General features: G+C 63.9%; 1 protein-coding gene. It reads right to left on the bottom strand.

Features of this window, described 5'->3' with window-relative positions:
- Window positions 1–457, bottom strand: a 457-nt coding sequence (locus FNX44_RS27610) for a ribonucleotide reductase barrel domain-containing protein (protein WP_500274220.1), incomplete at both ends; no start/stop codon positions are given.

The raw sequence follows: 457 nt of genomic DNA, 5'->3' as shown, positions 1-457 counted from the left end.
GGTCTTGCGGGATGCGGTCGATGCGGGCCAGCGAGCCGTCGAAGTACTTCAGGTCGGCGACCATCACTTCGTCCCACAGGCCGCGTGCCTTCAGGTCGCGCACCAGGTAGTCGTTGACCACCGTGAACTCGCCCGAGAGGTTCGACTTGACGTACAGGTTCTGGTACGTCGGCTCGATACAGGCCGACACGCCGATGATGTTGGAGATCGTTGCCGTCGGGGCGATCGCCACGCAGTTCGAGTTGCGCATGCCGTACTGCTTGATGCGGCCGCGCAGGCTGTCCCAGTCCATCGTCGACGACATGTCGGCTTCCAGGTAGCCGCCGCGCTCTTCGGCCAGCAGCTTGAGCGAGTCTTGTGGCAGGATGCCGCGATCCCACAGCGAGCCCTTGTAGCTGCTGTAGCGGCCACGCTCTTCGGCCAGCTCGGTCGATGCCCAGTAGGCGTAGTAGCACAC

The sequence above is a fragment of the Streptomyces alkaliterrae genome, from assembly GCF_007097205.2.
GTDB classification, from domain to species: Bacteria; Actinomycetota; Actinomycetes; order Streptomycetales; family Streptomycetaceae; genus Streptomyces; species Streptomyces alkaliterrae.
Note: the sequence above shows the minus strand (reverse complement) of the source record. Positions and strands in the feature narration are given on the sequence as shown.